Origin of the sequence: Brachybacterium fresconis, from assembly GCF_017876515.1 — a bacterium.
Taxonomy (GTDB): Bacteria; Actinomycetota; Actinomycetes; order Actinomycetales; family Dermabacteraceae; genus Brachybacterium; species Brachybacterium fresconis.
On sequence record NZ_JAGIOC010000001.1, the window covers coordinates 2,832,329 to 2,857,722 of the forward strand.

Below are 25,394 nucleotides of genomic sequence, written 5' to 3' on the forward strand. Positions count from 1 at the left end.
GAGCCGGTGCATGCAGAACGGGACCCCGATGACTCAGAGACGACTGATCGTCCTGCTGGACTGCGGCGACACCCTCATCGACGAAGGCACCGAGATCCACCACGACTCCGGCGTCGTGCTCTCCGGCGAGCTGGTGCCCGGCGCAGAACGGATGGTCCAGGACGTCGTCGAGGCCGGGTTCCGCATCGCCCTGGTGGCCGACGGACGGGACGCCTCCTTCGAGAACCTCCTGACCCGGCACGGTCTCCTCGACCTGTTCGAGACGCTCACCTGCTCGGAGGCCGTCGGCGCCGAGAAGCCCAGCGCCCGGATGTTCACGGCAGCCCTCGGATCCCTGGACCTCACGGAATCCGAGGCCTCCCGCTGCGTGATGGTCGGCAACAACCTGGCCCGCGACATCGCCGGGGCGAACCGGATGGGGATCACGAGCATCCATCTGGCCTGGACGGATCGGTACCCGAAAGACCCCGTCGGCCCCGACGAGATCCCCGATCACACGATCAGCACGCCCGCCGAGCTGCTGCCGCTGCTGCGACGGCTCGAGGACGAGCCGGAATCCTCCCGCTGAGCCCGGTCGACGGCGGTCAGCCGTCCGCGCGGCGGCCGGCCCAGACGGTGCGCTCGGTGCGGACCCTCAGGTCCGCGCGGCGCAGGATGCTGCGGGGGCTGCCGGTGTCCAGCAGGTCATCGAGCGCGGCGAGGTCCTCGACGGACAGCTGGTCGGCGACGGCGTCGCGGAGGCGCTGCAGGACGCCGAGGGCGTAGCGGCCGATCAGCTCGTCGCCGGAGCCGTCGATGTCGATATCGACGGTGCGCTCGAGGTCCAGGGTGAGGCCGGCCGCTCCCAGCAGCGGTCCCCAGTCCGCGCCGCGGTGAGGCATCAGCTCCTGCTGGACCCGGTCGACCGCCCCGTGCACGCGCTCCTCCAGACCGGGGTGGTCCTCGGGGGCGTCCTCGGGCAGGAAGCGGGGATGGCCGGCCAGCTCCACCACGGCGAACAGGCCACCGGGCGCGAGGGCGTCGGCCGCGGCGCGCACGGCGCGGGCCGGGTGGGTCATGTGGTGCATCGAGGCCGACGCCCAGATCAGGTCCGGCGAGCCGAGATCCGGCCACGTCCCCTCATCGAGGTCGGCCTGCACCGTCCGCACCCGCTCCTGGACGCCGCGGACGGTCGCCGTCGTGCGCAGGCGCTCCAGGTGGTCACCGGAGACGTCGACCGCCGTCACGTGCGCCGTCGGGAAGCGGTCGAGGAGGGCGAAGGTCCCCGTTCCCGTGCCGCTCCCCAGATCCACGATGTGGTGCGGGTCGGTCCGCCGGGGTAGCGAGGCCGTGATCGACGCGATGTGCTCGGCGAGCACCTCGGCGTCCAGGTCGAGGATCTCCGCCTGGTCCGCCTCGGCGTGGCCGGGCCCGTGATCGTGGGGCGAGGGATGGGCGTGGGTGTGCTGATGCGAAGGGTTCACCCCCTCACCGTATGGTCGCTATGCGTCTCCAGCACGGTACTTTGCCTGCTGCGCAAAGAGCTGCCTGCCGACGCGGCCCGACGCGCACGCGCGAGCGACGCAGAGCACAGTGCGCCGGTCCCGGCGCCGTCGGAGCCGGGGTCGCCGTCAGCTGCAGGATCCGTAGCCGCCGCCGACGAGGTCGAAGCCGATGGACCAGCTGTGGGTCACGGGCTGCGAGGTCCACCCGCCCGGGCCGACGGCCTCGACGGTCACGTCCCCGGTCCACGTCGTGTTCCATCCGCCGGAGATGCCCCAGGCGACCGTGGAGGTCGAGGCGGGCAGGTACGTCGGAGTGTTCGCGGGGACATAGGGGTGTCCCTCGGAGGATTCCCCGCTCGCCCACCCGTCCGGTTCATCACCCCCCTCGACAGAGATGGTCACCAGGTACCCGGAGACCGGCAGCCCCTCGTCGGGCTCCGCGAGACGAAGCAGGTTCGGGGCACCGTTGTGACCTTCGCACACGGTCTCCGGGCGGGCGACCGACCCGGCGCTCGCCGAGAGCGTGCCGGTCTCCTCGGAGATCCAGGCGGCATCGGTGCTCTGCGGTCCGACGGTTCCACCGACCCCAGCGGCGCTCGCGCCGGCGAAGCCCACCAGGACGGCGAGCACGAGCCCGGCGGCCATGCCGAGACGGCCTCGTGCCGTCCGAGAGCTCCGCGCATCCTTCATGATCAGTTCTCCTCGTCGTGCGTCTCGTGCTGTGCCCGGCGCCGCAGCAGGGCGCCGAGAAGAATCAGCGCGGCCGTGAGCACCAGCCACGGCAGCAGATCCATGCCCGTGGCGGCCAGAGGCCCCAGCGGTCCGTCGGACCTCGCGGTCCCGTCCTCGTCCGAGCCCTGGCCCGTGGTGGCGGAGACGCTTTCGTCCGTGCCGGCGGTATCGGCAGCATTGCTGGTGCCGGCGGTGCCGGCGGTGCCGGCGGTGCCGGCGGTGCCGGAGGGGCGTGCCGGGGCGTCGGAGCCGCCCTCGTCCGTCGATCCGACCCCGTCCGTCGACCCGTCCTCGTCCGTCGACCTGTCCTCGTCCGTCGATCCGCCACCGCCCGGAGGGGTCACCACGACGTCGTCGCCGGCGCCCTGGGCGCGCAGGCGCAGCGTCCCGGCCAGAGCCTGGGCGCTGTCCGGCGCCCCGTCGACCAGGAGGATGCGCACCTGGAGCCAGTGCCGGTCCGTCGCCTCCTGGACGCCCAGATCGATCGGGGATCCGGCGGCCGGGGAGCGCCCCTCGATCAGGGGATGGGCTCCGGGGCACCCCGTGGCGCTCGGTCGGCCGGTGCAGGCTGCGACGTCCACGCGGACGTGGGCGGCGAGCGCGCCATCGACCACCAGGGTGCGACGGATGGTGCCGTCCTCGACGCCGTCGGCGGAGATCCCGATCGTCCACGTCGTGGCGCTGCCCGGGGAGAGGTTCTCCGCCCCGTCCGCCATCGAGGAGACCAGCTGCAGGTGCCGGCCCTCGACGACCGCGCCGGCGCCGTTCGCCCCGGCCGTCCCGCCGGTGGCGAGCACGAGGGCCAGGACGGCTCCGAGGAGCGCGGCCGCGCGTCGCAGCGCCCTCATGCCCGGCTCCTTCTCTCGCGCCGGGGCCAGAGACCCCAGATCACGAACGCCGCGGCGACGACGCCGAGCGGGGCCAGCATCCGTGAGGCCCCGAGCTGGGACACGACGGGCGCGATGCCCGGGACGGACAGCACCACTCTGCCCACCTCGGTGACGTCGTAGGGAGCGGGATCGTCCTGGGCGTTGGCATCGCCGCGCAGGGTCAGCAGGCGGGCGCCGGCGGAGGTGGAGTCCTCGATCCCGACGACCCGGTGCGTGACCGGCAGCTCGCCGGTGCCGCGGGCGACGGTGACGACGTCGCCCACCTGCACGTCGGGAGCCTGCACGGGAGCGACCAGCGCGGCGGACCCGGCGGGGATGGTCGGCTCCATCGAGCCGGAGCTGAACAGCATCACCTGCATGCCGCACACGGAGGTCAGCACGGCGAGCACGGCGCACAGCAGACCCAGCGCCGCGGCGACCCACAGCAGCGCGTCCCCGAGGATGCGGACGGTGCGTGACATGGAAGGAGTCCTCTCTCACAGCTGAGCGATGGTGACGGACAGACCCACCTGCGCGTCCGTGCCCTGTACGGCGGCACCGTCGTCGCCGTCGGCCGGTGCGGAGACGCGGAGCTCCAGGCACAGTGCGACGGGGTCCTGCCCGTCGGCCCCGATCTCGAGGCTCCCCGGGTCGACTCCGCCGACGAGCGGGCTGTAGCTGGTCGGTCCGCCGGCGAGGTAGGTGGCCCCCGCCCCGAAGTCGGCGGCGGTGCAGGAGGCGGTGGAGGCTTCCCGGGCCACGACCCGGTACTCGAGCGCCCCGGTGAGCGGGCCGTCGGCACCGACCGCGCCCAGCTGCACCTGCCCGCCCCGGGTGGAGCCGGCAGAGGTGCGCAGAGCGATCCCGCCGTAGTGGGACTCGCCGGGTGCGGGGGACTGCGCGGTGCCGCCCGGGGCGAGCCCCGTGAGGTCCGCCGAGAGCAGGACGGCCGACCCCGGAGGGTGGTGCGCCCACTCGCCGCCGCTCCCCCGGGACTGGGTCTCGAAGGTGCCGGCGGTGAAGGTGCCGGTGGCCGCCTCGGGGTCCTGCCAGGCAGCCACCGTCACGGCGCTCGCGACGCCGAGGGCGAGACCGCCGGCGAGGACCCCGAGGAGGCGACGTCGGGACATCAGGCCAGCGATTCGCCTGAGGTGCCGGTCAGCGTCCAGGTGACGTCGGCCGATTCGCCCTGCCTGAGCTCGGAGTCGGCGGTGACGGTCACCTTCAGGTAGACGACGTCGCTGAGCGCATCGAGCTCGAAGAGGTCGGGATGCTCGGTGCCCGCGGTCACGGACTCGGCGGCGACCAGGGAGCCGATGGTCTCGGTGGCATCGATGTCGCTGACCTGCTCGATCGAAGAGCTGAGATTGTCCGCAGCGGTGCCGGAGGCCGTCACGGCCCCGTCGACGGTCGCTGCGTAGGAAGAGGACTGGTCCAGTCGCACCGCGTACACCGCGGTGGCGGAGTCCGAGGGCGAGAGGTTCTGTGCCAGCTCGTCGAAGGAGAGCGTCAGCGCGTCGGCCGGTGCAGAGGTGTCGACGAAGGTGGTGCCGTCGGTGCTGCTGGCCAGGGCGAAGGACCCGGCGGCGAAGCTGCCGTCGGCGACCTCGGTGTCGGTCCACGAGGCGAGGGTCATCGCCCCGCCGACGCCGAGCACCAGGCCGCCGGCGGTGATCGCCAGCGCCTTGCGTCGCCGCTGCGTGGCCCGGGTGGTCTCGGTGGTCATGATCTGCTCCGTCCCGCCGGTCTCTGTCCCGGCCTCTTGTCCGTGAGACCATTGAGCGCCCTGTCAGCACGGCTCCGCGGCGAGCATGCGGGGAAACACGCAGATACTGTGGTGGCAGCTTCCGTGGAGGGCACGGAATCGGGGAGGGAGATCATGCGCGACGGTGCGAACGCGATGCGTCGCCCCCGGCCCCTCCGAGTGAGCATCGTCGAGGACGAGGCGCTGATGAACGCGATGCTGGCGCGGACGATCGACGAGGCCGACGGCTTGCGGGTCGTGCACGAGCTGGACAGCGCAGCCGCCGCTCGGCTCGCGATCGCCCCCGGCTCCACCGATGTCGCGCTGCTGGACGTCAACCTCGGGGACGGGAACGGGGTGCGCCTGGGCCTCGAGCTGCAGCGGGCCGATCCCCGCATCGCGATCATGCTGCTGTCCAGCCTCGACGTGATGGGTCTGTTCCTGTCCGTCCAGGACGAGGTCAGCGAACCATGGAGCTATCTCTCCAAGCGCTCCTCCTTCACCCGGGACGTGCTGATCGGGGCGATCGAGGCGACCGCCGATGGCGAGACGGTCATCGATCCCAGCCTCGTGCAGCGCTCGCGTCCTCGAGCCGGCACTCCGGTCGCGGGGCTCACCACGGCCCAGTTCGATGTGCTGCGGCTCGTCGCCGAGGGCCTGTCGAACGAGGCGGTCGCGGGGCGCCTGCACCTCTCCGAGCGCTCGGTGGAGAGTCACCTGCTGGCGATCTACCGCCGCCTCGGGGTCGATGGGGAGGGGGCGAACAGGCGCGTGCGGGCCGTGCTGGTCTTCCTCGAGCAGACGGGCCGCACATGGCAGCGGTGACGAACCGGCGCCTGGGCGTCGCGGCGTCCGTCGCCGCGCTGAACATGCTGGCCTTCGCCGTGCTGGTCGCGGAGCAGGCCATCGAGTGGAGTGCCGAGGGCTCGGCGACCTCGCTGATCTGGTGGGTCGGAGGGACGACCCTGGCCCTCGGGCTCGTGCTGGTGCTCGCGGTCCTGCTGCTCGCGGCCCTGGTGCGGTCATGGTGGCTCCGGCTCTGTGCCGGCGTGGGCCTCGCCGTGGTCCAGGCCCTGGTGCGGACCCTGCTGCTGCTGCCTGCCATCGCGGCCGACGGCGGCCCGCCGGGAGCCGTCGTGTGGGCCACGGGGATGACCGGCTATTCGGTGGCGCTCGGTGCCGGTCTCCTGGTGGGTGCGCTGCTGGTGCGCGAGGACCGGGAGCGGGCGCGTCGGGAGGCGGAGGAGGACCGGGCCCGGCAGGCGATCGCGGAGCTGGAGGGGGAGGAGCTGCGCGTGCGCCGGATGGTCGCGGACCGTCTGCACGGTGGCGTGCAGCATCGCCTGGTGGTCATCGCGAGCGGTCTGGACCGCGCCGCCGCCGAGCTCGAGGGCTCGGGCTCCGGGAGGTGGGCCCCGGCGCTGCGCGAATGGGCCGCAGACCTCGACGAGCTGCGGGAGGAGCAGGTGCGCTCCCTCAGCCACAGCCTGTTCCCCTCCGGTGCCGACCTCGGCACCTACGAGGCGATCCGCGCCCTGCTGGACCGCCTGCCCACGAGCGTGGCCACCACGGTGGTCCTGGGCCCCCGGATGCGCGACCTCGTGCACGAGCACCGGTCGCCGCTGCCGCTGGTGGACCGCCTGGTGGTCGTGTATGCGGTCGAGGAGGCCGTCACCAATGCACTCAAGCACGGCGGGGCGGAGGCGGTCACGGTCACCATCGAGATCGCGCAGGACACCGAGGCCCTCTGGATGCTCGACGTGACCGTCGACGACGACGGTTCGGGTCTGCCGGCCGGGCCGACGGTCCTCTCCGGTCTCGCCCGGCACCGCTCCCGCGCGGAGGCTCGCGGCGGATCGCTCGAGCTCACGCGGTTGCCCGCCGGTGGTGCCCGCCTCCACCTCGTGCTGCCGTTCGTCCCCGAGACCGGTCAGCCCGTCGTCGCGGCATCCTCACCCGGGACCGGATAGTCGACGAAGGCGAAGGCCGAGCCGTCCGGTGCCCAGCTGGGGACGTTCATCGTCCCCTGGCCGCCGTGCAGCGAGACCAGCGTCGTCGGCTCCCGCCAGGCCCCCATCGTGACCAGCCGCAGCTGCACGGACCGGTTCTCGGGATGGCCGACGGTACCGGGTGGGAAGCTCACATAGCAGGTGACGTCCCCGGTGGGGGCGACGTGCGGGAACCAGTTGACCCGCTCGTCGGCCGTGAGCTGTTCGAGCCCGGTGCCGTCGGGACGGATCCGTGCCAGCTGGGCGTGGCCCGGCGTCGTGGAGAACTGCTCGGTGTTGAAGAGGATCCACTGCCCGTCGGGGGTGAAGGCGCTGCCGTCGGCCGGGCCGGGATCGGTCGTCACCGCACGGTCCCCGCGACCGTCGGCCCCGATCAGGTGGATCCGGGCGGAGGCGGGGAGGTCTCCGCCCTGCGGCTCCAGGCGCACGTAGGCCAGCTGGGACCCGTCCGGGCTCACCCCGTGCAGGAAGTGCAGGGGGCCGTCCTCCTGCGTCACCCGATGGATCGGACCGCCGTCGAAGGGCACGTGCCAGATGTGGTGGTCGCTGGCGGAGGCGAACACCCCGGTCCCGTCGGGCGCGAGCACGTGGTCGTTGTTCACCGGGGGCAGCCCCGGCGCGTCGAACGGCTCGGGCGGGACGGATCCGTCGGCCGGCAGGAACCACAGCCTCCCGTCCCCGTTGACCAGCAGGCGACCGTCGTCGGTCCAGTTCGGCGCCTCGTACAGGCGCTGGTCGGACTCGTGCACCGTGCGCACGGCACCGCTCGCGTGGTCCCAGATGCGGATCCGGGCGCGCTGGCCGGGCAGGAGGGTCCGCCAGGAGATGCTCTCGCTCATGGGAGGAAGTCTGGCACGGCGGAAAATCCGTCGCGCTCGCCGCCGGAGCTCCGTTCAGGCCGTCTCGAGGATCAGGTCCGCCGCGCGCCAGGCGAGGGCGGTGACCGGTCCGTTGAGGTTGCCGGAGACCATGACCGGCAGGACCGAGGCATCCACGACACGGAGGCTCCCCACGCCGCGCACCCGCAGCCTCTCATCGACGACGTCGTCCTCGCGCGGGCCCATCGCGGCGGTGCCGATCGCGTGGTACCCGGAGCCGCCCCTGGTCAGAGCGGCGTGCACGATCTCCTCGTCGGACCGCACCGCCGGGCCCGGCACCGTCTCGTGCGCGATGCGGGAGGCGATCGGTTCCGTGGCGAGCAGTCGGCGCAGCGTGGTCACGACGTCCGCGGTGATCGACCGGTCGTGCTCGGTGGTCAGATGACCGGGGTCGATCGTCGGCGGCTGATCGGGGTCGGCGGAGGCGAGGTGCACGCTGCCGGTGCTGTCCGGCCGCAGCGGGTACCCGATGGCCATCAGCCCCGGTGCGTTCTCGACCCCGAGCTCCCGGCCCTGCTCGGGCGGCTGGATCGAGTACGGGGCGATCTGGAGCTGGGCGTCGGGGCGCTCGATCCCGGATCGGGTCCGGTAGAAGCCGATGACGTCGAAGGCCGGTGCCGCGAGCGGCCCGCCCCCGCGGCAGCGGTACTCCTCCATTGCCTCGGCGAGGCCCTCCGACGTGCCGAGCAGTCGGTTGTACCCGAGATCCTCGGTGAGACGGACCTGCACGGTGACCACGCGGTGCTCCCGCATCCGCTCGCCGACGTGCGGGCTGTCGACCACCTGCTCGATCCCGGCGTCCTCCAGCGCGCGATGACCGCCGATGCCGGAGCGCTCCAGGATCCCGGGAGTCGCGATCGCCCCGGCCGACAGGATCACCTCCCGGGCGGCGCGGTGGGCGATGCGGCGTTCGTCCTGCCGCCCTCTGACACCGATGGCGTGACCGTCGTGGACCACGACCTCGTCGACGGCCGTGCGCAGGGAGAGGGTGAGGTTCGGCCGCTCGAGGACGGGGTGGAGGAATGCTGTGGAGGCGCTCGAGCGACGACCGTCGCGGATCGTGGCGCGCGTGTAGCCGATGCACTCGCCGGCGTGCTCGTCGGGGCGCGGAGCACGCTCCCATCCCAGCGCGGTCCCGGCGTCGAGCACGTCCTCGAGCAGCGGGTCGCCGTCGGCCGCCGAGGAGACGGCCAGATGCTTCTCGACCTCCCGGAAGGCGGAGATCATGCTGTTCCAGGACCAGGCGGGACCGCCGACGGAGGCCACGTCGTCCCAGTCCGGGCGTTGCCCGCGGTTGTAGACCATGCCGTTGACGGAGCTGGACCCGCCGAGGGTCCGACCGCGCACCCAGTGCTCGACCCGGGCGTCCGGGCCGACGGGGCGTGTGGGGTAGTGCCAGGCGCGGGACGGGTCGCCGATCAGCTCGCCGAACCCGCGAGGCATGCCGATGCGGGGGTCGTCGTCGCGGTCCCCCGCCTCGATCAGCAGCACGGTGATCCGAGGATCCGCGGAGAGCCGATGGGCGAGCACGCATCCGGCCGTGCCACCGCCGACGATGACGTAGTCGTAGGTCGTCATGGGCGGTCACCCTAGGGGAGGAGGCAGGACCCCGACCAGGGGTCGCACCCCGAAGAGAACCGGACGGCGTCGTACGGGGAACCGTACGCTCTGACCTGCATCAACGGTGACCCTTCGGTAACCGGATCCGTCGGCCATAGCGTCCCTCGGGCCGGATCGGGGCTCCAGGAGCCGTCCGGAGATCCGGTGACCCGAACCCTCGATGAGGAGTGAGCACGCGATGGTCAACAACCAGACCGGCGGCGCGACCATGACCCTGTGCGAGGGTGCCGACGGGGACGAACTGCATCGACCCGCGCTCCGCCCCCGCCACGGAGTTCCCGGATCTGACCCGGTTCAACTCGGTGAAGCTCGCGGCCTGACCGGCCGGTGCTCGCCAGGAGCGCGGCACCGTCGGTCCGCCGACGGTGCCGCGCTCACCCCGCCGGTCCGCCGGCGATGAACATCACCACGACGAAGAACAGCACGATGACGCCGAGCGCCGTCCCGACGGCGGCCGGGAGCACCTTCGATGCCACCCCTGTGTCGTGGCGGCCGATGCCGATCATGCCGAGAACGACGGCGGCCGCCGCGACCGGGGCCGAGATGATGTCCCCGATGGCCGGGATCAGCAGGCACCCCACCGAGGCCAGGCCGAAGGTCAGGGACCAGTCTCCGGCGGAGTATCGCTTGGCCTCATGCATCGCCCCATCATGCCCGGTCCTGCTCATCGATCACCTCATCGAGGATGTCGATCGTGTCCAGCTGCCGGGCGACCTCCTGCTGCAGACGGTCCCGATAGCCGCGCAGCGCGGACACCAGGGCCCCGGTGCGGTGCTCCTCGGCGACCATGCCGGGCAGGACCGGCCGGATCTCGGTGCTCGTGAGCCCGGCGGCGAACAGGCGCTGGACCAGGACCACGCGATCGACCGCCTCGTGGTCGTAGCGGCGGTGTCCCGCCGGGGTGCGCCGCGCCGACAGCAGCCCCTGCTCCTCGTAGTACCGCAGGGAACGGGGACTGACACCCGTGAGAGCCGCGAGGCCCCCGATGCTCAGCAGGGAATCGGCCCTCACATCCATGGCAGAGATCGACATACCTGCAGTGTAGGGAGCATCCTGACTGGATCTGCGGACCTTCTCATGCGTGTCAGATCGAGGCTGACAGGAATCCACCGCGAAAATCCTTTGGCACCGTCGATGCCACCTTGTACCGTCGCCCGGATCCACGGATCGTCGTCACGAGGAGTGATGTGCATGGACCCGGGGCCTCCGCTCCGGGCAGGACCCGCGCTCGACGCCGAGCGCCACCGGCCCAGCGCGCCGGCCGGATCCCTGATGCGCGCCCCAGATCACCCCGGCACCGCCCGGACGGAGTCCGCGCAGCGTGCCACGACGAGGACGAGGTTCTCCCCATGGCCATGAACGATCCGCACCTTCCCACCACGCCCCTGGAACGCCGCACCCTGCTCAGAGCGGGCGGGCTCCTCGGCGCCGCCGGCGTGACCGGCGCCGCCGCCTTCCACCCCGCACCCGCCCACGGCGAGGGCCCTCCCGCCCCATGGCTCCGGCCCGGCGACCCGGGCTACGAGGAGTCCCTGGCCCGGTTCAACATCTCGATCGATCACCACCCCGAGGCCGTCGTCCTCGCCCATCACTCGCACCACGTCCAGGAAGCGGTGCGCTACGCGGGGCGCCACGACCTGCCCGTCGCCGTGATGGCGACCGGACACCAGGCCTCGGTCCCCTTCGACGGCGGGATCATGGTCAACACCGCGGCGATGGATCGCATCCGGATCGACACGCATGGCTCAGCCGCGACCGTCGGCCCCGGGGTGCGCTGGGGTGAGCTCGCCGAACGCGCGGCGCACCACGGTCTGGCTGGTCTGGCCGGATCCTCCGGCAGCGTCGGCGTCGTGGGGTACACCCTCGGCGGTGGGCTGAGCCCCGCCATCGGCCGCCTGCACGGCTACGCGGCCGATCACGTCTCCCGCCTGGAGATCGTCACGGCCGACGGGGAGCTGCGCGAGGCGACGCCCGAGTGCGAGGAGGACCTCTTCTGGGCCGCTCGTGGCGGGAAGGGGAACTTCGGCATCGTGACCTCGATGGATTTCGGGCTCTTCCACGTGCCGACGCTGTACGCCGGTGCGCTCCTGTTCGCCGCCGAGGCCGCGGAGGACGTCCTGCCGGCGTGGCGGGACTGGGCCGCCCAGGCGCCGGAGGAGATCACGACGTCGGCCGCCTTCGTGCAGATGCCGCCGGATGCGCCGGTGCCCGAGCCGGCGCGCGGAAGGCTCGTGGTGAGCGTGCGGGTCTCCTACGACGGGGACGCCTCCGAGGGCGAGCGGCTGGTCGCCCCGCTGCGGGCGGCGGCCCCGGTGCTGGCGGACTCGGTCGCCGAGATCCCGTTCACCGACTGGGAGCAGATCCACAGCGACCCGGCCGGCCCGATCCCGGCGTACGAACGGACCACACTGCTGGCCGAGCTGCCGGACGAGGCGATCTCGGCGATGATCGCGCTGGCCGGAGCCGACTCGGGATCACCGATGAGCCTGGTCGAGGTGCGTCAGCTCGGTGGGGCGCTGGCCCGCGAGCCCGAGGTCTCCAATGCCGTCGGCCGTCGCGGCGCCGCGTTCACCTTCTTCACGATCGGCGTCGCACCGCCGGAGGAGGTCGAGGACGTGCGCGCCTACGGGGAGCGACTGATCGGGTCGATGGAGGCCTGGAGCAACGGCGGCGCCTACGTCAACTTCCTCTCGAGCGACGAGTCGGATCCCGAAGACGTGCGCAGCGCCTACACCCCGAAGATCTACGAGCGCCTCGCGGAGGTGAAGTCCGAGGTGGACGGCGAGAACATGTTCCGCCTGACCCACAACATCCCGCCCGCCGACGGGTGAGCGGTCACGCCAGCGGGTTGGGCTGGATCGGCAGGGCCTCGATGATCGGGTGGTCCTTGTCGATCACGCCCATCTTCGCGGCGCCGCCCGGCGAGCCCAGATCGTCGAAGAAATCGACGTTGGCCGTGTAGTACTCGGCCCACTGGTCCGGGGTGTCGTCCTCGTAGTAGATGGCCTCGACGGGGCAGACCGGCTCGCAGGCTCCGCAGTCCACGCATTCGTCGGGCTGGATGTAGAGCATCCGGTTTCCCTCGTAGATGCAGTCCACGGGGCACTCATCGATGCAGGCGCGGTCCTTGACGTCCACGCAGGGCTGCGCGATCACATAGGTCACCAGGGTCTCCTCCCTTTTCGGGTACCAAGAACGTAAGATCTCAAGTGCACTTGAGGTCAAGCTGAGGAGGTCGAGGGTGAGCGTGCCGCATGAGCCCGAGGAGCTGCTGACGATCGGCGAGATGCGCCGACGCACCGGCGTGGCCGCCTCCGCGCTGCGCTATTACGAGGAGCTCCAGCTCATCGCCGCGGTGCGCACCGGCGGCAATCAGCGGCGCTACGCCCGCCACATGCTGCGCCGGGTCTCGCTGATCTCCGTCGCGAAACGTCTGGGTGTGCCGCTGGCCGACGTGCAGCTCGCCTTCGCCGACGTGCCGATGGACACCACTCCCTCGCATGCGGACTGGCAGCGCGCCTCCCGTCGCTGGAAGGCGCAGCTGCAGGAGAGGCGGCGCGGGCTCGAGCGGCTCGAGGCCGAGCTCACCGGCTGCATCGGCTGCGGCTGCCTGTCGCTGAAGGCCTGCGCGCTGCTGAACCCGGACGACGCCCTCGCGGCGACCGGGGCCGGTCCGCGCCGGCTCGCGGACCTTCGCGAGGACGAGGGTCGCCAGGACGAGGACCGGGATGACGAGGTGTGACCGAGTGGTTTGGCTTCAAGTGCACTTGAGGTCTTAGGCTCACGGTATCCACTCGACGAAAGGACTGATCATGGCGGACTACACGCTTCCGGATCTCGATTACGACTACGGGGCGCTGGCTCCCTCGATCTCGGGGAAGATCATGGAGCTGCATCACGACAAGCACCATGCGACCTATGTCAAGGGTGCGAACACGGCGCTGGAGAAGCTGGCGGCGGCTCGGGAGTCCGAGGATTTCGGGGCGATCAACCAGTTCTCGAAGGATCTGGCGTTCAACCTCGGGGGGCACACGAACCACTCGATCTTCTGGAAGAACCTCTCCCCGGAAGGTGGGGACAAGCCCACCGGTGAGCTGGCGGCGGCGATCGATGAGTTCTTCGGGTCCTTCGATGCCTTCCGCGCCCACTTCACGGCGGCGGCGCTGGGGATCCAGGGGTCGGGCTGGGCGATCCTGGCCTATGAGCCGATCGGCGGGAACCTGGTGATCGAGCAGTTCTACGATCAGCAGAACGGTGTGCCGGTGGCGACGATCCCGCTGTTCCAGCTGGACATGTGGGAGCACGCCTTCTACCTGGATTACCAGAACGTGAAGGCGGATTACGTCAAGGCGATCTGGAACATCGTGAACTGGGCCGACGTCCAGAAGCGGTTCGAGAGCGCCCGGAAGGTCGGTGCCTCGCTGGTGGCCCCCACCGCCTGAGGCCCGCGTGCTGCGTGGCCGGTTCGTCCCGGCTGCGAACGTCCGAACGGCCGGTCCCCGAACGGGGCCGGCCGTTCGCCGCGTCGGCAGCTGGACGTCGTCGGCACGTCGTACCGGCATTCCGCGCGGACTACGATCATCCGATGGCCTACGAGCTCGAATCCTCCCTCCTCGTCCCCGCCTCGCCGATGACCGTGTACCGCCTGGTCAGCGATGTCACGCGAACAGGGGAGTGGAGCGAGCAGACCTATCTGGTGCAGTGGGACGGCGACGACCGCGGCGAGGGCGCGACCTTCACCGGTCACAACAGGACGCCGGACCGTGAATGGTCCACGATCTCGACCGTCGTGACCGCACTGCCGGGCGAGGAGTTCGCCTGGTCCGTCGGGGACGCGGGCGTGACCTGGGGGTACCGGATGCGCCCATCCCCGGAGGGGACGATGCTGACCGAGTTCACGCGGTTCGGGCCCCGAGCGGAGGTCGTCTTCTCACAGAGGTTCGGCGAGGACGCCGCGAGGCAGATCGAGATCAGACGTCAGGCAGCCGTCGGAGGTATGCCGGTGACCCTGTCGCGGATCAGCGAGCTGCTGGCGTCCCAGCGCTGTCCAGCGGGTCGGCCCCGGATCACCCCTTGACCGACCCCTGCATCAATCCGGCGAGGAAGTACTTGCTGAGGATGATGTAGACGATCAGCGTCGGCAGGGAGGCGAGCACGGCGCCCGCCATCGAGATGCCGTAGTTCGTCAACAGGGCGCCGTTGGCGAGGTTGTTCAGGGCCAGGGTGACCGGTCCGTTGGCCGGGGACGAGAAGAACACGGCGAACAGGAAGTCGTTCCACGCATTGGTGAACTGCCAGATCAGCACCACGACGAAGCCGGGGATCGCCAGCGGCAGCGCGACGCTGACGAAGGTGCGGAACATCCCGGCGCCGTCGATCTTCGCCGACTCGATCAGCTCGTGGGGGACCGACTCGAAGTAGTTGCGGAAGATCAGCGTCGTGATCGGGATCCCGAACACCACGTGCAGCAGGATCAGCGACGGGATGCCGTTCGGGACGCCGACGGTCAGCAGCATCTCCATCAGCGGGATCATCACCGCCTGGTACGGCAGGAACATGCCGAACAGGATCAGCGTGAAGACGATGTCGGCCCCGGGGAACCGCCACCGGGACAGCACGAATCCGTTCATGCACCCGAGTACCGCGGAGATGATCGTCGCCGGGACCACCATCTGCACGCTGCGCCAGATCGACGGGGCCAGCGCCTCCCAGGCCGTCACCCAGTTCTCGGTGGTCCAGTCCTGGGGCAGGAACCAGGCGCGCGTCGGGGAGGCGTCGCCGATGCCCTTGAAACTGGTGATCACCAGGACATAGACGGGGATCATCACCACCACCACGCCGAACAGGATCAGCGCGTACCGGATGAGGACCGCCCAGGGGAAGCGGTGCCGAGGACGGGCGTCGGGGCGGATCGTGGTCTCGGCGCTCATCGGGTGCGCTCCCGGTGCTGATGGATGAGGTACGGAACGATCAGGAAGGCGATGATGATCAGCAGGAACGCACCGACCGCCGCGGCGTTCGCGTAGTCGAAGCCCGACTTGAACACGAACATGTCGATCGCGGGAACCTTGGTCTGGTAGTTCGATGCGCCGGAGATCGACATGATCAGGTCGAAGGACTTCAGCGACATGTGGGCGATGATCACGATCGCGCTCATCACCACTGGTGTGAGCTGGGGGAAGATGACCCGCCGATAGATCTGCCATTCGGTGGCGCCGTCCATGCGTGCGGCCTCACGCAGCTCCTCGGGGACGCCACGGAACCCGGCCAGGAACAGCGCCATCACATATCCGGAGAGCTGCCAGATGGCGGGCAGAGCGATCGCGAGGATGCCGAAGGTGACGTTGTTCCACCAGGGATTCTGCAGGAGATCCAGCCCGATCAGCTGGAACAGCCGGTTCAGGCCGCTCGCTCCCTCGCCCTGGCTGGAGTTCAGCAGCCAGCGCCACACGACGCCCGAAGCGACGAAGCTGACGGCCATCGGGAACAGGTAGATCGTCTGGAAGGTGCGGCCGCCCTTGATCGGCCGTTCCAGCAGCCAGGCCCACACGAAGCCGGTGACCATGGCGCCGATCAGGAACGCGAGGGTGAACAGCACCAGATTCGCCAGGGAATGACGGAACTGCTCCGTCAGCAGGAGGTCGATGTAGTTCGTCAGGCCGACGAAGGCGATCGGCTCCTGGTCGGCGGCCTGCGCGGCGGAGTGGTTGTCCGTCATCGACGTCCAGAAGTTCACCCCCAGCAGCCCGTAGACGAAGATGCCGATCAGGATGACCGACGGCAGGATCATGAGCAGCGGGGCGCCGTAGCGCGCGAACAATGCCTTCACGCCCTCTCCTTTCTCCCGGCCGTGCCGGGACCCGACGACGGGAGCGGACCCGGGGCGAGGTGCCCGGTCCGCTCCCGTCGCGGAGCTCGGCTCAGGCGGAGAGGTTCTTCTCCGCGATCGAGGCCAGCTGCTCCTGATACCCGGCGACGTCACTGGCACCCGTGGTGAACTGGCTGGTCGCATCGGAGATGTCGTTCAGCCATCGCACCGGAGTCGCCGCGCCGTGGGCGAGCGAGGGGCAGATCGTGTCCTGGCCGTAGGACTCGATCGCCGTCTGCTGGTAATCGGGGAACTCGTCGGTCTCGACGTCGGTGCGGGCCGGGATCGACCCCTTCGCCAGCGAGAAGCCGAGCTGGCCCTCCTTCGAGCTGATCGTGTCCAGCCAGGCCTTCGCCCCGTCGGGGTTCGGAGCGCCGACCGGCAGCGTGAACGAATCCGCCAGGAACCCGAAGATCGCCTCGCCACCGCTGAGCGGGTAGAACCCGAAGTCCTCTCCACCGGTCCAGTCGGCCTGCTGGAAGGACGCCACGGCCCAATCGCCCATCACGTTGTAGGCGGCGGTGCCGTCGATCTGCATCTGGGTGGCATCGGTCCAGTCCAGGCCGTCCCGGTCACCGTTGGTCAGCGAGATGAGGGTCTTGAACTGCTCCAGTGCGGTGGTGATCTCGGGCGTCGTCCAGTCGGTGTCGCCGGTCCACAGCCCGTTGTACGCCTCGGATCCGAGATCGGCCATGAGGATCGCCTCGAGCAGGTTGACCTGGGTCCAGGTGGTGCCGATCGAGAGTCCGGTGACACCGGAGTCCGCCGCCTTCTGGACATCGGCGATGAAGGCGTCGACGTCGGCCGGAACCGCGGTCGGGTCGATGCCGGCGGCCTCCAGCAGAGCGATGTTGGTCCAGACGACATTGGATCGGTGGATGTTCGAGGGGACGGAGTAGATCTTGTCCTCGACCGTGAGCAGCGCCAGCAGGTCCTCGGGGAAGACGTCGGTGAGGCCGTACTCCTCGTACAGGTCGGAGACGTCCTCGATCTGCGCGGCGGCGATGTAGTCGGAGAGCTCCTCGCCCGCGTGCGCCTGGAAGGTGTCCGGCGGATCCCCCGCCTGCAGGCGGGATTGCAGCATGTCCTTCGCCGCACTGCCCGCCCCGCCGGCGACCGATCCGTTGACGAACGTGTAGTCCGGGTAGTCCTTCTTGAACTGCGCGACGAGCGCGTCCAGACCGGCCTTCTCCGATCCCTGGGCCCACCAGGTGAAGACCTCGACCTCACCGCCGGCCGAACCGTCGCCACCACCTGATCCGGAATCGCTGCCGCATGCCGCCAGACCGGCCGCGGCGATACCGCTGCCTGCGAGAGTGAGGAAATATCTGCGTCGCATGATCTTCTCCTTCGAATGATCGGATGTGCGAGGTCGCGGTCGTCTGTCGTCGGGTGCGTCGTCGCCGTGCCGACGGGCGCGCGGCGCCTCGTCCCCGGAACCTACCGGTGGTCACCTCAAGTCTCCGGCGCTTTCGAAGAATCTTCAGTCACGCGTTGACAACGATCTGCGTGCGGTGCGCGGCGTGCGGTGTTCTCCGGCCTCCTCCCGGGCTCCTTCGCCGGCTCTGCGGGCGGCGCGGGGAGGGCTGCGCCGTGACCAGGGTCCCGGAAGCGGACCCAGCGCGTCTGCAAGGATGTCGCACATGACCGTGCTCGTCGCCTACGCGACCCACTCCGGCGCCACCCGCACCGTGGCCGAGACCCTCGAAGAGACCCTGCGCCAGGAAGGGCTGAGTCCCGTGCTCGCCGATATCGCCGAGGACCCGGATCCGGGTGGCCACGAGGCGGCGATCATCGGGTCCGCCGTGCGCGTCGAGTCGTTCGAGAAATCGTTCGTGCGCTGGGTCAACAGGTACAGTGCGCGACTCGACGAGCTGCCTCTGGCGCTGTTCTCCTGCTCCGGCTCGGCCGCCGATCCCGCCCGGGGCGGCCGACAGAAGGCGACCGACACCTTTCTCGAGAGCACCGGCATCGAGCCCGTCGCGGTGAAGAACTTCCCCGGCTGGGTGCTCATGGACCGGATCCCGGTCCATGAGCAGCTGCTGCTGAAGACGATGCGCACTCCCACCGGCGACTTCCGGGACCTGCCGGCGGTCGCGGCCTGGGCCCGGGAGATCGCGCCGCTGCTGCGTCGCTGATCAGCGGCCGACGGCGCGCTCCAGCAGCCGACGGTGGAAGCGATCCTCCCCGGAGACCTCCGGATGGAAGGACGTGGCCAGCAGGTTCCCCTGCTCGACGGCGACGATCCGGCCGTCGTCGAGGCCGGCGAGCACCTCCACCGTCGGCCCGACCTCGGTCACCTCCGGGGCGCGGATGAAGGTCGCCGCGACGGGGCGCGATCCGAGCGCGGGCACCGCGAGGTCCGTCTCGAAGGACTCGTTCTGGCGGCCGAAGGCATTGCGTCGGACGGTCACGTCGAGGCCCCCGAGCGTCTGCTGACCCGCGATCGCGTCGTCCACTCGATCCGCCAGCAGGATCATCCCGGCGCAGGTCCCATACACCGGCAGACCATTCACGATCGCCGCACGCAACGGTTCGCGGAGACCGAACGTCCTGGTCAGTCGATCGATCACGCTGGATTCGCCCCCGGGCAGCACCAGGCCATCGATCGTCGCCAGGTCCTCGGGGCGCCGTACCAGCACGACCTCGGCCTCGAGACCCTCGAGCATCCGCGCATGCTCCCGCACGCCGCCCTGGAGGGCGAGGATCCCGATCCGCAAGTGCGAGCCCATGCCCGTGCCCCTGCCCGTGCCCGTGCCCGTGCCCGGCCCCGCGCTCGCTCCGCCGGGATTCACCACCCGCGCTCGGACAGGCGGTGCGGGGCGGCGACGTCGGCGACGTTGATCCCGACCATCGCCTCGCCGAGCCCGCGCGAGACCCCGGCGATCACGGAGGGGTCGTCGTGGAAGGTGGTGGCCCTGACGATGGCGGCGGCCCGCTCGGCGGGGTTGCCGGACTTGAAGATTCCGGAGCCGACGAAGACCCCGTCGGCCCCCAGCTGCATCATCATGGCGGCGTCCGACGGTGTGGCCACCCCGCCCGCGGTGAACAGCACCACCGGCAGCGAACCGGTCTCGGCGATCTCCTTGACCAGGGAGTACGGCGCCTGCAGCTCCTTGGCCGCGACATAGAGCTCGTCCTCGCTCTTGGCCGCCAGAGCCCGGATCTCCGCCGTGATGGTGCGGATGTGCTTGGTGGCCTCGGAGACGTCGCCGGTGCCGGCTTCACCCTTGGAGCGGATCATCGCGGCGCCCTCGGTGATCCGACGCAGGGCCTCGCCGAGATTCGTCGCGCCGCAGACGAAGGGCACGGTGAAGGCGTGCTTGTCGATGTGGTTCACGTAGTCGGCGGGGGAGAGCACCTCGGATTCGTCGACGTAGTCCACGCCGAGCTGCTGCAGCACCTGCGCCTCGACGAAGTGGCCGATCCGGGCCTTGGCCATGACCGGGATCGACACCTCGGCCGTGATCGCGTCGATGAGGTCGGGATCGCTCATGCGGGCCACACCGCCCTGGGAGCGGATGTCCGCGGGGACGCGCTCCAGCGCCATGACGGCGACCGCGCCCGCGTCCTCGGCGATCCGTGCCTGCTCGGCGGTGACGACGTCCATGATGACGCCGCCCTTCAGCATCTCCGCGAGGCCGCGCTTGACCGTGCCGGTTCCGGTGGTGGATGTGCTCATGGGTTTCTCCCGTCGCTCGCGCGGCGCGGGCCGAGCGCGTCCGATGCGCCGGCCCTCCCTGCACCACATTGACCTATGCCAAAAAATACCACGGCCCATGCCGACGGTTGGAGCACGGGACCGGCGGTGCGCGATGCGGGAGGGCATCCTGGTGCACGCCCCATAGACTCACGAACGTGAGCACGGATGCGGAGCACTGCACAGGGCAGGATCATGCCTCGAGGATCAGCGGCGGCACCGCCGCGGAGATCGCCGACAGCGTGCGAGGTCTCGTCGAGCGCGGCGCTCTGGTCCCGGGCCACCCCCTTCCCTCCGTGCGGGCGCTCGCGGAGCAGCTCGGCATCAACCGCAACACCGCCGTGGCCGCCTATCGCACGTTGGCCCGCTCCGGCGTCGTCGTCTCCCAGGGCCGTGCCGGCACCCGGGTCGCCCAGCATCCGCGAGTCCCCCAGGAGGGCTTCGCCGCCGCCGGCTCCCTGCGCGACCTCGGCACCGGCAACCCCGATCCCACGCTGATCCCGGACCTGCGCCCCGCGCTGGCCGCGGCCGTCGGGCGCCCCGTGCTCTATGGCGAACCGGTCATCGACCGCGACCTGGAGAGCTGGGCGCGGGACTGGATCGCGCCCGACGCACCGGGCCCGGTCGACGGCATGGGCCTGACCCTGACCAGCGGCGCCGTCGACGCGGTGGAGCGACTGCTGGCCCAGGCCCTGCTGCGCGATGACGCGGTGGCCCTCGAGGACCCGTGCTTCCTGGCCAGCATCCACCTCTCCCGGCTCGGCGGCTACCGGGCCGTCCCCGTGCCGGTGGACGCCGAGGGCATGACCGTCGACGGGCTCCGGCGCGCCCTGGACCAGGGCGTTCGCGCCGTGGTGAGCACTCCACGGGCCCAGAACCCCACCGGCGCCTCGCTCACCGCCGAGCGGGCCGCCCAGCTGCGCGAGGTCCTCGCCGACCACCCCTACGTGCTGGTGATCCAGGACGACTACTACTCCTACCTGTCCCGTCGGCCGTTCCACTCGATCATCGGCCCCGAGCATCGGCGCTGGGCGCTGATCCGTTCCGTCTCAAAGTTCGCCGGTCCCGACATGTGCCTGGCCGTGACCGCCTCCGACCCCGAGACCGCCGCCCGGCTGGCGATGCGCCTGAGCCCGGGCACCACCTGGGTGAGTCACCTGCTGCAGCGGCTCACGCACGCGGTGATGACCGATGCCGGCGCGCTCGCCCTCATCGAGCGCGCCGGTGCTCATTACGCCGAGCGCAACGCCGCCTTCGCCGAGCGCCTGAGCGCCCACGGCCTTCCGGCCCGGGCGGGCGACGGGCTGAGTCTCTGGGTGGGCGTGCCCGCCCCGGCCCGGGGCGTCGCCGAGCGCCTCATGCGCCGCGGCTGGCTGGCGCGCACCGGCGACGAGTTCCGGCTCGGGCCGACGGACGAACCGTCCCACCATCTGCGGCTGACCGTGCACGATCTGGATGAACAGGCGGCGGAGACCCTCGCCGCCGATCTCGCCGCCGCAGCGCGCGAAGCCCGCTGAGGTCGCGAACCCGGGACCTCCGACTCAGAGCTCCCGGATCACCCGCGCCGGATTCCCGACCGCCACCACGTTCGCCGGCACATCCCGGGTGACGACCGCCGACGCCCCGATCACCGAGTTCTCACCGATCGTGACGCCCGGCAGCACCGTCGCGCCCCCGCCCAGCCACACGTTGTCGCCGATGATGATCGGCTCGGCCCGTTCCAGCTTGTCGCGGCGGGGACCGGGCTCCAGGGGATGGATCGGGGTGAGCAGCTGGACGTTCGGGCCGATCTGGCAGTCATCGCCGATGGTGATCGTCGCGACGTCGGCCGCTGTGAGGCGGTAGTTCACGAAGGTGCGCTTTCCGAGCACCACGTGCGTGCCGTAGTCCACCGACAGCGGGGGGCGCACCTCGGTCTCCGCTCCGACCCCTCCCAGCAGCTCGGCGAGCAGGTCCCGGGCCTCGGGCGCGTCGGCGAGCCACGCCCGGTGGTAGCGGTCGGCCAGAACGATCGCCCGGCGCTGAGCCGCGCCGAGCTCCTCGTCGGAGACGTACCAGTCGCCCGCGAGCATGCGCTCGCGCTGGGTGCGATCATCGGCCGGATCCAGGGCGCTGCTCATGGGATCGAGGGTAGCGGGCAGGGCCGAGGGCCCGAGGCGAGGGCCGGCGAGGTGCAGACTGGCGGGGTGAGCACGACGCCGGACCCGAGCCCGTTCGAGGGCTACCGCACCAGCGACCCCGAGTACCGCCGCATCACGCTCGCGCTGTTCTTCGCGGGGATCGCGACCTTCGCGACCCTGTACAGCACGCAGGCCCTGCTGCCGGAGCTCGCCACCGCCTTCGACGTCACCCCCGGCCAGGCGACGCTGTCGCTGTCGGTCGCGACCATCGGCCTGGGGGCGGCCCTGCTGGTGGCGGGCGTGCTGTCCGAGGCGTACGGGCGCACCCGGCTGATCCACCTGTCCCTGACCGCCTCGGCCCTGGTCGGCCTCGCCTGCGCCCTCGCCCCGAGCTGGGAGGTGCTGCTCGGGCTGCGCCTGCTGCAGGGCATCGCCCTGGCGGGGCTGCCGGCCGTCGCGACCGCGTATCTGCGCGAGGAGATCCACACCCGGGTCACCGCACGTGCGGCCGGCCTCTACATCGGCGGCACCGCCCTCGGTGGGATGACCGGCCGCCTGGTCACGGCCGGGATCGGGGGAAGTCTGGGCTGGCACTGGGCCCTCGGTGCCATCGCCCTGGTGGGTCTGATCTGCGCCCTCGCCGTCCGTCTGCTGCTGCCGGCCTCCCGGAACTTCGTGCCCGTCCCCGCCCGGCCCCGTCGGCTCGCCCGGATGATGGCCGGTGCGCTGCGGGATCCCGCGCTGCTGGCGCTGTATGCGATCGGCGGCTGCTCCATGGGTGCCTTCGTCGCCGCCTACAACGCCCTGAGCTTCCGCCTGGTCTCCGAGCCCTTCGCGCTCGGCCTCGGCGCCGCCGGGCTGGTGTTCCTGGTCTACCCCGTCGGGACGGTCGGCTCGATCCTCGCCGGCCGACTCGCGGACGTGCACTCGCGCCGCCTGGTGGTGCCGGTCGCCAGCGGCGTGCTGGCCGTGGGGCTGCTGCTGACGATCCCCGAGCAGCTGGCCGTCCTCGTCATCGGGGTGGCCGTGATGACCGGCGGGTTCTTCGCCGTCCACGGGGTCGCCAGCGGCTGGGTGCCGGTGCGCGCCCACGCCGCGGGCCTCGCCCCCGGACCGGCCGCCTCGCTGTACCTGTTCGCCTACTACCTGGGGTCCTCGGTGTTCGGCAGTCTCGCCGGCCTGGTCTGGTCCGCCGGCAGGTGGCCCGGGGTCCTCGCGCTCACCCTGACGCTGACCGCGATCGTCGTGGTGCTGGCGCTGCTGCTGCGGCGCACCCGGTCCCTGGAGACGGGGAGGGGGTGATGGAGCTGCTCGCTCTCGCGGTGGTCGTCGGCGCGGTGCTGCTCGGCGTCACCCTCCAGCGCACCAGCGGCATGGGCACCGGCCTGGTGCTCTCGCCGACGCTGGTGCTGGCGATCGGCCCCGTGGCGGGGATCCTGCTGACGAACATGACCACCGTCGTGTCGGCGCTGTTCCTCACCGTCGCCGTCCGGGCCGACATCGACTGGGGTCGCTACGCCCGGATCGCGCCCGCCATCGTCCTGGGATCGGTGCCGGCCGCCCTGCTGGTGTACGCGGTCGGATCCGGATGGCTCGAGGTCATCATCGGCGCGGTCCTGCTGCTCTCCCTGGCGGCCACCCCGCTGCTGCACCGGCTGACGGAGGTCCCGCCCCTGCCCGCCGGGCTGGTCGCCGGGCTGCTGGGCGGTTTCCTGAACACCGCCGTCGGCGTGGCCGCCGCCGCGATGCTGGCCTACGCGCAGGTGACCCGGTGGGAGCAGAAGGCGTTCGCCGCCACCCTGCAGCCGATCTTCCTGACCATGGGGCTGACGTCGGTGGCGACGAAGCTGCTGGTAGGGGCGGTCGGCGAGGGGCAGCCTCCGCCGTGGCCGTTGATCCTCGCCGCCATCGGCTCCGTGCCGCTGGGCGTTCTGCTCGGCGGGGCCGTCGCCCGCCGGGTCTCGGCGAGGACGGCCCGCCGGGTGGCCGTGGTGGTCGTCGTGCTGGGGGCGACGGCGACCCTCCTGCGCGGTCTCGGTCAGGTCCTCGGCGCCCCGGCGCCGTGAACGTCTCGGGCGCTCCGGTCAGGTGAGGGAGCCGTACCAGGGGTTGCAGACGCCCTCCTCGGTGGGGGCAGTGGTGATCTCCAGCAGGTGCCCGGTAGCGGTGCGGACGAAGGTCGGGGAGTAGTTGGGGCAGTAGTTGTTCCAGGGGTCCTCGACCGGCACCGGGGCGGGCTCGACCACCCAGCGGATGTTCCCGTGCAGCGCACGGTTCTGGGTGCGCAGCACGACCTCGCCGTTGAGCGCGGACAGCCTCCCGTCCGGCAGGTAGTGCATCTGGGAGCCCAGGAGCACGGAGCCGTCCTCGTCGACGGTCAGGGTCGGGGTGTGGCGCGGCTCGGTGCCGTCGGCCGCGCGGATCAGCGGGTCCCGTGCGGTGACGGGGCCCCACGTGCGGGGGTCGCGCGAGATGCGCACATAGGTGCGGCACAGGTCCTGCGGTCCGCAGATCTCGTAGCTCATGGCCCAGTGCCCGCTGCGCAGGCGGCGGACGTTGGGCATGCCCGGCCGGGCCGTCGGGTCCTCCAGCTCGATGACCGGCGTCGGATCGGTCCAGGTCAGGCCGTCGGCCGAGGTCTGTTGGACGATCTTCTGGGAATGGTCGTCCCCATCGGTCTCATCGCAGTACCAGAGCACGAGCTCGCCGTCATCGGCGACGGCGAACTCCGGCTCCCACAGGCCGCCCTCGTTCGCGGCGACCGCGGTGATCGCGATCCGCTCCCAGGTCCGGCCGACGTCCGTGCTCGCCCAGATGCGGATCGACATCCGCCGATCTGCGATGTCCTGGCCGACCGACGCGCTCCACAGCAGGGTGCCCTCGGGGAGGTCGTCCACCGCCCGGGGCAGCTCGTACAACGTCGCGCAGCACAGACCCTCCCCGGTCCCGGTCGCCTCGTCGGAGACCGTGCCGACCTGCGCGAAGGTGGCACCGCCGTCCGTGGACTCCCAGATCCCGCCATAGCCGGAGGGGCCGTCGAAGGAGACGACGGAGGCCAGCAGGCGGTCGTTCGCCGTGCCCTGATGGGCGAGGCGCACCACCCGGGGATAGAGGCCGGTCCCCTCCAGCAGCAGTTGCGGGGGTCGGTCCGCGGGGCTCTGGTGAGGCCCGGGCCCACCGGTGGTGCGGGGACCGACGGAGTGCCCACCGTCGGCGAGGGCCGGACCGGCCGCGCCGGTGGCGGCGGTGCCGGTCAGGGCTGCGGTCAGAGCGGTGGTCAGGGTGCGTCGTTTCATGATTGCTCCGTCACTTCCTCGTGGGAGTGGTGCGGTCTCGCTCGTGCGATCGGTGCGGGTCATGACCTCGAGCC

At 71.2% G+C, this 25,394-nt stretch carries 29 protein-coding genes; 11 read left to right on the forward strand and 18 right to left on the reverse strand.

The genetic code is table 11. From position 1 onward, the window contains the following. Positions 1-28: 28 nt before the first annotated feature. The gene (locus JOF44_RS12780; RefSeq protein ID WP_209891946.1) at positions 29-568 is read left to right on the forward strand and encodes an HAD family hydrolase; all 540 of its coding nucleotides are present in this window, start codon (positions 29-31) and stop codon (positions 566-568) included. Positions 569-584: 16 nt separating this feature from the next. Here the strand turns inward: JOF44_RS12780 and JOF44_RS12785 are convergent, their stop codons facing one another. The 6 genes from JOF44_RS12785 to JOF44_RS12810 form a co-directional block, all read right to left on the reverse strand. Further along, positions 585-1,463 carry a class I SAM-dependent methyltransferase gene (locus JOF44_RS12785; RefSeq protein ID WP_209891948.1) on the reverse strand — a complete coding sequence of 293 codons (879 nt, stop codon included), beginning with the start codon at positions 1,461-1,463 and terminating at the stop codon, positions 585-587. A 147-nt stretch (positions 1,464-1,610) separates the two neighbouring features. Continuing rightward, positions 1,611-2,174: a hypothetical protein gene (locus JOF44_RS12790; protein WP_209891951.1), complete on the reverse strand. Its 564-nt coding sequence runs from the start codon at positions 2,172-2,174 to the stop codon at positions 1,611-1,613. A 2-nt stretch (positions 2,175-2,176) separates the two neighbouring features. Continuing rightward, on the reverse strand, positions 2,177-3,064 hold the full coding sequence (locus JOF44_RS12795) for a hypothetical protein (RefSeq protein WP_209891953.1): 888 nt from the start codon (positions 3,062-3,064) through the stop codon (positions 2,177-2,179). After that, entirely contained in the window at positions 3,061-3,567 is a 507-nt protein-coding gene (locus JOF44_RS12800) for a signal peptidase I (protein WP_209891956.1), read from the reverse strand. The genes JOF44_RS12795 and JOF44_RS12800 overlap by 4 nt, the downstream gene beginning before the upstream one ends. A gap of 15 nt (positions 3,568-3,582) precedes the next feature. Beyond that, complete coding sequence (locus JOF44_RS12805; RefSeq protein WP_209891959.1) at positions 3,583-4,215, reverse strand: SipW-dependent-type signal peptide-containing protein; 633 nt, start codon at positions 4,213-4,215, stop codon at positions 3,583-3,585. Further along, positions 4,215-4,811, reverse strand: coding sequence for a SipW-dependent-type signal peptide-containing protein (locus tag JOF44_RS12810; protein ID WP_209891962.1), 597 nt, complete (start codon positions 4,809-4,811; stop codon positions 4,215-4,217). The genes JOF44_RS12805 and JOF44_RS12810 overlap by 1 nt, the downstream gene beginning before the upstream one ends. A 111-nt stretch (positions 4,812-4,922) precedes the next feature. Between JOF44_RS12810 and JOF44_RS12815 the strand changes: the two genes are divergently transcribed. Further along, on the forward strand, positions 4,923-5,654 hold the full coding sequence (locus tag JOF44_RS12815; RefSeq protein WP_342591776.1) for a response regulator transcription factor: 732 nt from the start codon (positions 4,923-4,925) through the stop codon (positions 5,652-5,654). Then, positions 5,642-6,799, forward strand: a complete 1,158-nt coding sequence (locus JOF44_RS12820; RefSeq protein ID WP_209891966.1) for a sensor histidine kinase — start codon at positions 5,642-5,644, stop codon at positions 6,797-6,799. Before JOF44_RS12815 ends, JOF44_RS12820 begins: the two co-directional genes overlap by 13 nt. Here JOF44_RS12820 and JOF44_RS12825 read toward each other — a convergent pair. The 4 genes from JOF44_RS12825 to JOF44_RS12840 form a co-directional block, all read right to left on the reverse strand. Beyond that, positions 6,760-7,677, reverse strand: coding sequence for a TolB-like translocation protein (locus tag JOF44_RS12825; protein WP_209891969.1), 918 nt, complete (start codon positions 7,675-7,677; stop codon positions 6,760-6,762). The genes JOF44_RS12820 and JOF44_RS12825 overlap by 40 nt on opposite strands. A gap of 54 nt (positions 7,678-7,731) precedes the next feature. Then, positions 7,732-9,294 carry a GMC family oxidoreductase gene (locus JOF44_RS12830; RefSeq protein WP_209891972.1) on the reverse strand — a complete coding sequence of 521 codons (1,563 nt, stop codon included), beginning with the start codon at positions 9,292-9,294 and terminating at the stop codon, positions 7,732-7,734. A gap of 416 nt (positions 9,295-9,710) precedes the next feature. After that, positions 9,711-9,977: a hypothetical protein gene (locus JOF44_RS12835; protein ID WP_209891975.1), complete on the reverse strand. Its 267-nt coding sequence runs from the start codon at positions 9,975-9,977 to the stop codon at positions 9,711-9,713. A 7-nt stretch (positions 9,978-9,984) separates the two neighbouring features. Beyond that, positions 9,985-10,368: a MerR family transcriptional regulator gene (locus tag JOF44_RS12840; protein ID WP_245348939.1), complete on the reverse strand. Its 384-nt coding sequence runs from the start codon at positions 10,366-10,368 to the stop codon at positions 9,985-9,987. A gap of 317 nt (positions 10,369-10,685) precedes the next feature. On the opposite strand from JOF44_RS12840, the gene JOF44_RS12845 reads away from it, so the two are divergent. After that, on the forward strand, positions 10,686-12,167 hold the full coding sequence (locus JOF44_RS12845; protein ID WP_209891978.1) for an FAD-binding oxidoreductase: 1,482 nt from the start codon (positions 10,686-10,688) through the stop codon (positions 12,165-12,167). A gap of 4 nt (positions 12,168-12,171) precedes the next feature. On the opposite strand, the gene fdxA is transcribed toward JOF44_RS12845, so the two are convergent. Further along, a complete protein-coding gene (gene fdxA / locus JOF44_RS12850; protein WP_209891980.1) occupies positions 12,172-12,501 on the reverse strand; it encodes a ferredoxin in 330 nt (109 codons plus the stop codon). A 76-nt stretch (positions 12,502-12,577) separates the two neighbouring features. Between fdxA and soxR the strand changes: the two genes are divergently transcribed. The 3 genes from soxR to JOF44_RS12865 all read left to right on the forward strand — a co-directional run bounded on the left by soxR (position 12,578) and on the right by JOF44_RS12865 (position 14,413). Continuing rightward, positions 12,578-13,078, forward strand: a complete 501-nt coding sequence (soxR, locus tag JOF44_RS12855; RefSeq protein WP_342591777.1) for a redox-sensitive transcriptional activator SoxR — start codon at positions 12,578-12,580, stop codon at positions 13,076-13,078. 70 nt (positions 13,079-13,148) lie between these two features. Continuing rightward, the gene (locus tag JOF44_RS12860; protein WP_209891983.1) at positions 13,149-13,778 is read left to right on the forward strand and encodes a superoxide dismutase; all 630 of its coding nucleotides are present in this window, start codon (positions 13,149-13,151) and stop codon (positions 13,776-13,778) included. Between the two features lie 143 nt (positions 13,779-13,921). Beyond that, entirely contained in the window at positions 13,922-14,413 is a 492-nt protein-coding gene (locus tag JOF44_RS12865) for an SRPBCC family protein (RefSeq protein WP_209891986.1), read from the forward strand. Here JOF44_RS12865 and JOF44_RS12870 read toward each other — a convergent pair. The 3 genes from JOF44_RS12870 to JOF44_RS12880 form a co-directional block, all read right to left on the reverse strand. Next, complete coding sequence (locus JOF44_RS12870) at positions 14,403-15,266, reverse strand: carbohydrate ABC transporter permease (RefSeq protein ID WP_209891989.1); 864 nt, start codon at positions 15,264-15,266, stop codon at positions 14,403-14,405. The genes JOF44_RS12865 and JOF44_RS12870 overlap by 11 nt on opposite strands. Beyond that, positions 15,263-16,126: a carbohydrate ABC transporter permease gene (locus tag JOF44_RS12875; RefSeq protein ID WP_209895999.1), complete on the reverse strand. Its 864-nt coding sequence runs from the start codon at positions 16,124-16,126 to the stop codon at positions 15,263-15,265. Before JOF44_RS12875 ends, JOF44_RS12870 begins: the two co-directional genes overlap by 4 nt. Before the next feature lie 130 nt (positions 16,127-16,256). Then, on the reverse strand, positions 16,257-17,543 hold the full coding sequence (locus tag JOF44_RS12880; RefSeq protein WP_209891992.1) for an ABC transporter substrate-binding protein: 1,287 nt from the start codon (positions 17,541-17,543) through the stop codon (positions 16,257-16,259). A gap of 304 nt (positions 17,544-17,847) precedes the next feature. On the opposite strand from JOF44_RS12880, the gene JOF44_RS12885 reads away from it, so the two are divergent. Continuing rightward, complete coding sequence (locus JOF44_RS12885) at positions 17,848-18,342, forward strand: flavodoxin domain-containing protein (RefSeq protein ID WP_209891995.1); 495 nt, start codon at positions 17,848-17,850, stop codon at positions 18,340-18,342. On the opposite strand, the gene pdxT is transcribed toward JOF44_RS12885, so the two are convergent. Next, the gene (gene pdxT / locus JOF44_RS12890) at positions 18,343-18,936 is read right to left on the reverse strand and encodes a pyridoxal 5'-phosphate synthase glutaminase subunit PdxT (RefSeq protein WP_209891998.1); all 594 of its coding nucleotides are present in this window, start codon (positions 18,934-18,936) and stop codon (positions 18,343-18,345) included. Positions 18,937-18,995: 59 nt separating this feature from the next. Further along, positions 18,996-19,886 (reverse strand): pyridoxal 5'-phosphate synthase lyase subunit PdxS, encoded by an 891-nt coding sequence (gene pdxS / locus JOF44_RS12895; protein ID WP_209892000.1) that lies wholly within the window; start codon positions 19,884-19,886, stop codon positions 18,996-18,998. 176 nt (positions 19,887-20,062) lie between these two features. On the opposite strand from pdxS, the gene JOF44_RS12900 reads away from it, so the two are divergent. After that, entirely contained in the window at positions 20,063-21,421 is a 1,359-nt protein-coding gene (locus tag JOF44_RS12900) for an aminotransferase class I/II-fold pyridoxal phosphate-dependent enzyme (protein ID WP_342591778.1), read from the forward strand. Between the two features lie 24 nt (positions 21,422-21,445). Here JOF44_RS12900 and JOF44_RS12905 read toward each other — a convergent pair whose 3' ends face one another. Then, positions 21,446-22,024, reverse strand: a complete 579-nt coding sequence (locus tag JOF44_RS12905; protein ID WP_209892006.1) for a sugar O-acetyltransferase — start codon at positions 22,022-22,024, stop codon at positions 21,446-21,448. Between the two features lie 66 nt (positions 22,025-22,090). On the opposite strand from JOF44_RS12905, the gene JOF44_RS12910 reads away from it, so the two are divergent. Both JOF44_RS12910 and JOF44_RS12915 read left to right on the forward strand, forming a co-directional pair. Continuing rightward, entirely contained in the window at positions 22,091-23,326 is a 1,236-nt protein-coding gene (locus tag JOF44_RS12910; RefSeq protein WP_209892009.1) for an MFS transporter, read from the forward strand. After that, positions 23,326-24,090, forward strand: coding sequence for a sulfite exporter TauE/SafE family protein (locus tag JOF44_RS12915; RefSeq protein WP_209892012.1), 765 nt, complete (start codon positions 23,326-23,328; stop codon positions 24,088-24,090). The genes JOF44_RS12910 and JOF44_RS12915 overlap by 1 nt, the downstream gene beginning before the upstream one ends. 18 nt (positions 24,091-24,108) lie before the next feature. Here JOF44_RS12915 and JOF44_RS12920 read toward each other — a convergent pair whose 3' ends face one another. Further along, the gene (locus tag JOF44_RS12920) at positions 24,109-25,320 is read right to left on the reverse strand and encodes a sialidase family protein (RefSeq protein ID WP_209892015.1); all 1,212 of its coding nucleotides are present in this window, start codon (positions 25,318-25,320) and stop codon (positions 24,109-24,111) included. Positions 25,321-25,394: the final 74 nt, after the last annotated feature.

What these genes read in the sequence shown, in the direction of transcription:
- JOF44_RS12840 (WP_245348939.1), bottom strand. Translation starts at nt 10,368, where the DNA reads ATGTCGATCTCTGCCATGGATGTGAGGGCCGATTCCCTGCTGAGCATC.
- JOF44_RS12810 (WP_209891962.1), bottom strand. Translation starts at nt 4,811, where the DNA reads ATGACCACCGAGACCACCCGGGCCACGCAGCGGCGACGCAAGGCGCTG.
- pdxS (WP_209892000.1), bottom strand. Translation starts at nt 19,886, where the DNA reads ATGAGCACATCCACCACCGGAACCGGCACGGTCAAGCGCGGCCTCGCG.
- JOF44_RS12835 (WP_209891975.1), bottom strand. Translation starts at nt 9,977, where the DNA reads ATGCATGAGGCCAAGCGATACTCCGCCGGAGACTGGTCCCTGACCTTC.
- JOF44_RS12875 (WP_209895999.1), bottom strand. Translation starts at nt 16,126, where the DNA reads ATGATCCTGCCGTCGGTCATCCTGATCGGCATCTTCGTCTACGGGCTG.
- JOF44_RS12830 (WP_209891972.1), bottom strand. Translation starts at nt 9,294, where the DNA reads ATGACGACCTACGACTACGTCATCGTCGGCGGTGGCACGGCCGGATGC.
- JOF44_RS12920 (WP_209892015.1), bottom strand. Translation starts at nt 25,320, where the DNA reads ATGAAACGACGCACCCTGACCACCGCTCTGACCGCAGCCCTGACCGGC.
- pdxT (WP_209891998.1), bottom strand. Translation starts at nt 18,936, where the DNA reads ATGGGCTCGCACTTGCGGATCGGGATCCTCGCCCTCCAGGGCGGCGTG.
- JOF44_RS12885 (WP_209891995.1), top strand. Translation starts at nt 17,848, where the DNA reads ATGACCGTGCTCGTCGCCTACGCGACCCACTCCGGCGCCACCCGCACC.
- JOF44_RS12800 (WP_209891956.1), bottom strand. Translation starts at nt 3,567, where the DNA reads ATGTCACGCACCGTCCGCATCCTCGGGGACGCGCTGCTGTGGGTCGCC.
- JOF44_RS12795 (WP_209891953.1), bottom strand. Translation starts at nt 3,064, where the DNA reads ATGAGGGCGCTGCGACGCGCGGCCGCGCTCCTCGGAGCCGTCCTGGCC.
- JOF44_RS12780 (WP_209891946.1), top strand. Translation starts at nt 29, where the DNA reads ATGACTCAGAGACGACTGATCGTCCTGCTGGACTGCGGCGACACCCTC.
- JOF44_RS12845 (WP_209891978.1), top strand. Translation starts at nt 10,686, where the DNA reads ATGGCCATGAACGATCCGCACCTTCCCACCACGCCCCTGGAACGCCGC.
- JOF44_RS12870 (WP_209891989.1), bottom strand. Translation starts at nt 15,266, where the DNA reads ATGAGCGCCGAGACCACGATCCGCCCCGACGCCCGTCCTCGGCACCGC.
- JOF44_RS12880 (WP_209891992.1), bottom strand. Translation starts at nt 17,543, where the DNA reads ATGCGACGCAGATATTTCCTCACTCTCGCAGGCAGCGGTATCGCCGCG.
- JOF44_RS12915 (WP_209892012.1), top strand. Translation starts at nt 23,326, where the DNA reads ATGGAGCTGCTCGCTCTCGCGGTGGTCGTCGGCGCGGTGCTGCTCGGC.
- JOF44_RS12805 (WP_209891959.1), bottom strand. Translation starts at nt 4,215, where the DNA reads ATGTCCCGACGTCGCCTCCTCGGGGTCCTCGCCGGCGGTCTCGCCCTC.
- JOF44_RS12905 (WP_209892006.1), bottom strand. Translation starts at nt 22,024, where the DNA reads ATGAGCAGCGCCCTGGATCCGGCCGATGATCGCACCCAGCGCGAGCGC.
- JOF44_RS12820 (WP_209891966.1), top strand. Translation starts at nt 5,642, where the DNA reads ATGGCAGCGGTGACGAACCGGCGCCTGGGCGTCGCGGCGTCCGTCGCC.
- JOF44_RS12860 (WP_209891983.1), top strand. Translation starts at nt 13,149, where the DNA reads ATGGCGGACTACACGCTTCCGGATCTCGATTACGACTACGGGGCGCTG.
- JOF44_RS12865 (WP_209891986.1), top strand. Translation starts at nt 13,922, where the DNA reads ATGGCCTACGAGCTCGAATCCTCCCTCCTCGTCCCCGCCTCGCCGATG.
- JOF44_RS12790 (WP_209891951.1), bottom strand. Translation starts at nt 2,174, where the DNA reads ATGAAGGATGCGCGGAGCTCTCGGACGGCACGAGGCCGTCTCGGCATG.
- JOF44_RS12825 (WP_209891969.1), bottom strand. Translation starts at nt 7,677, where the DNA reads ATGAGCGAGAGCATCTCCTGGCGGACCCTCCTGCCCGGCCAGCGCGCC.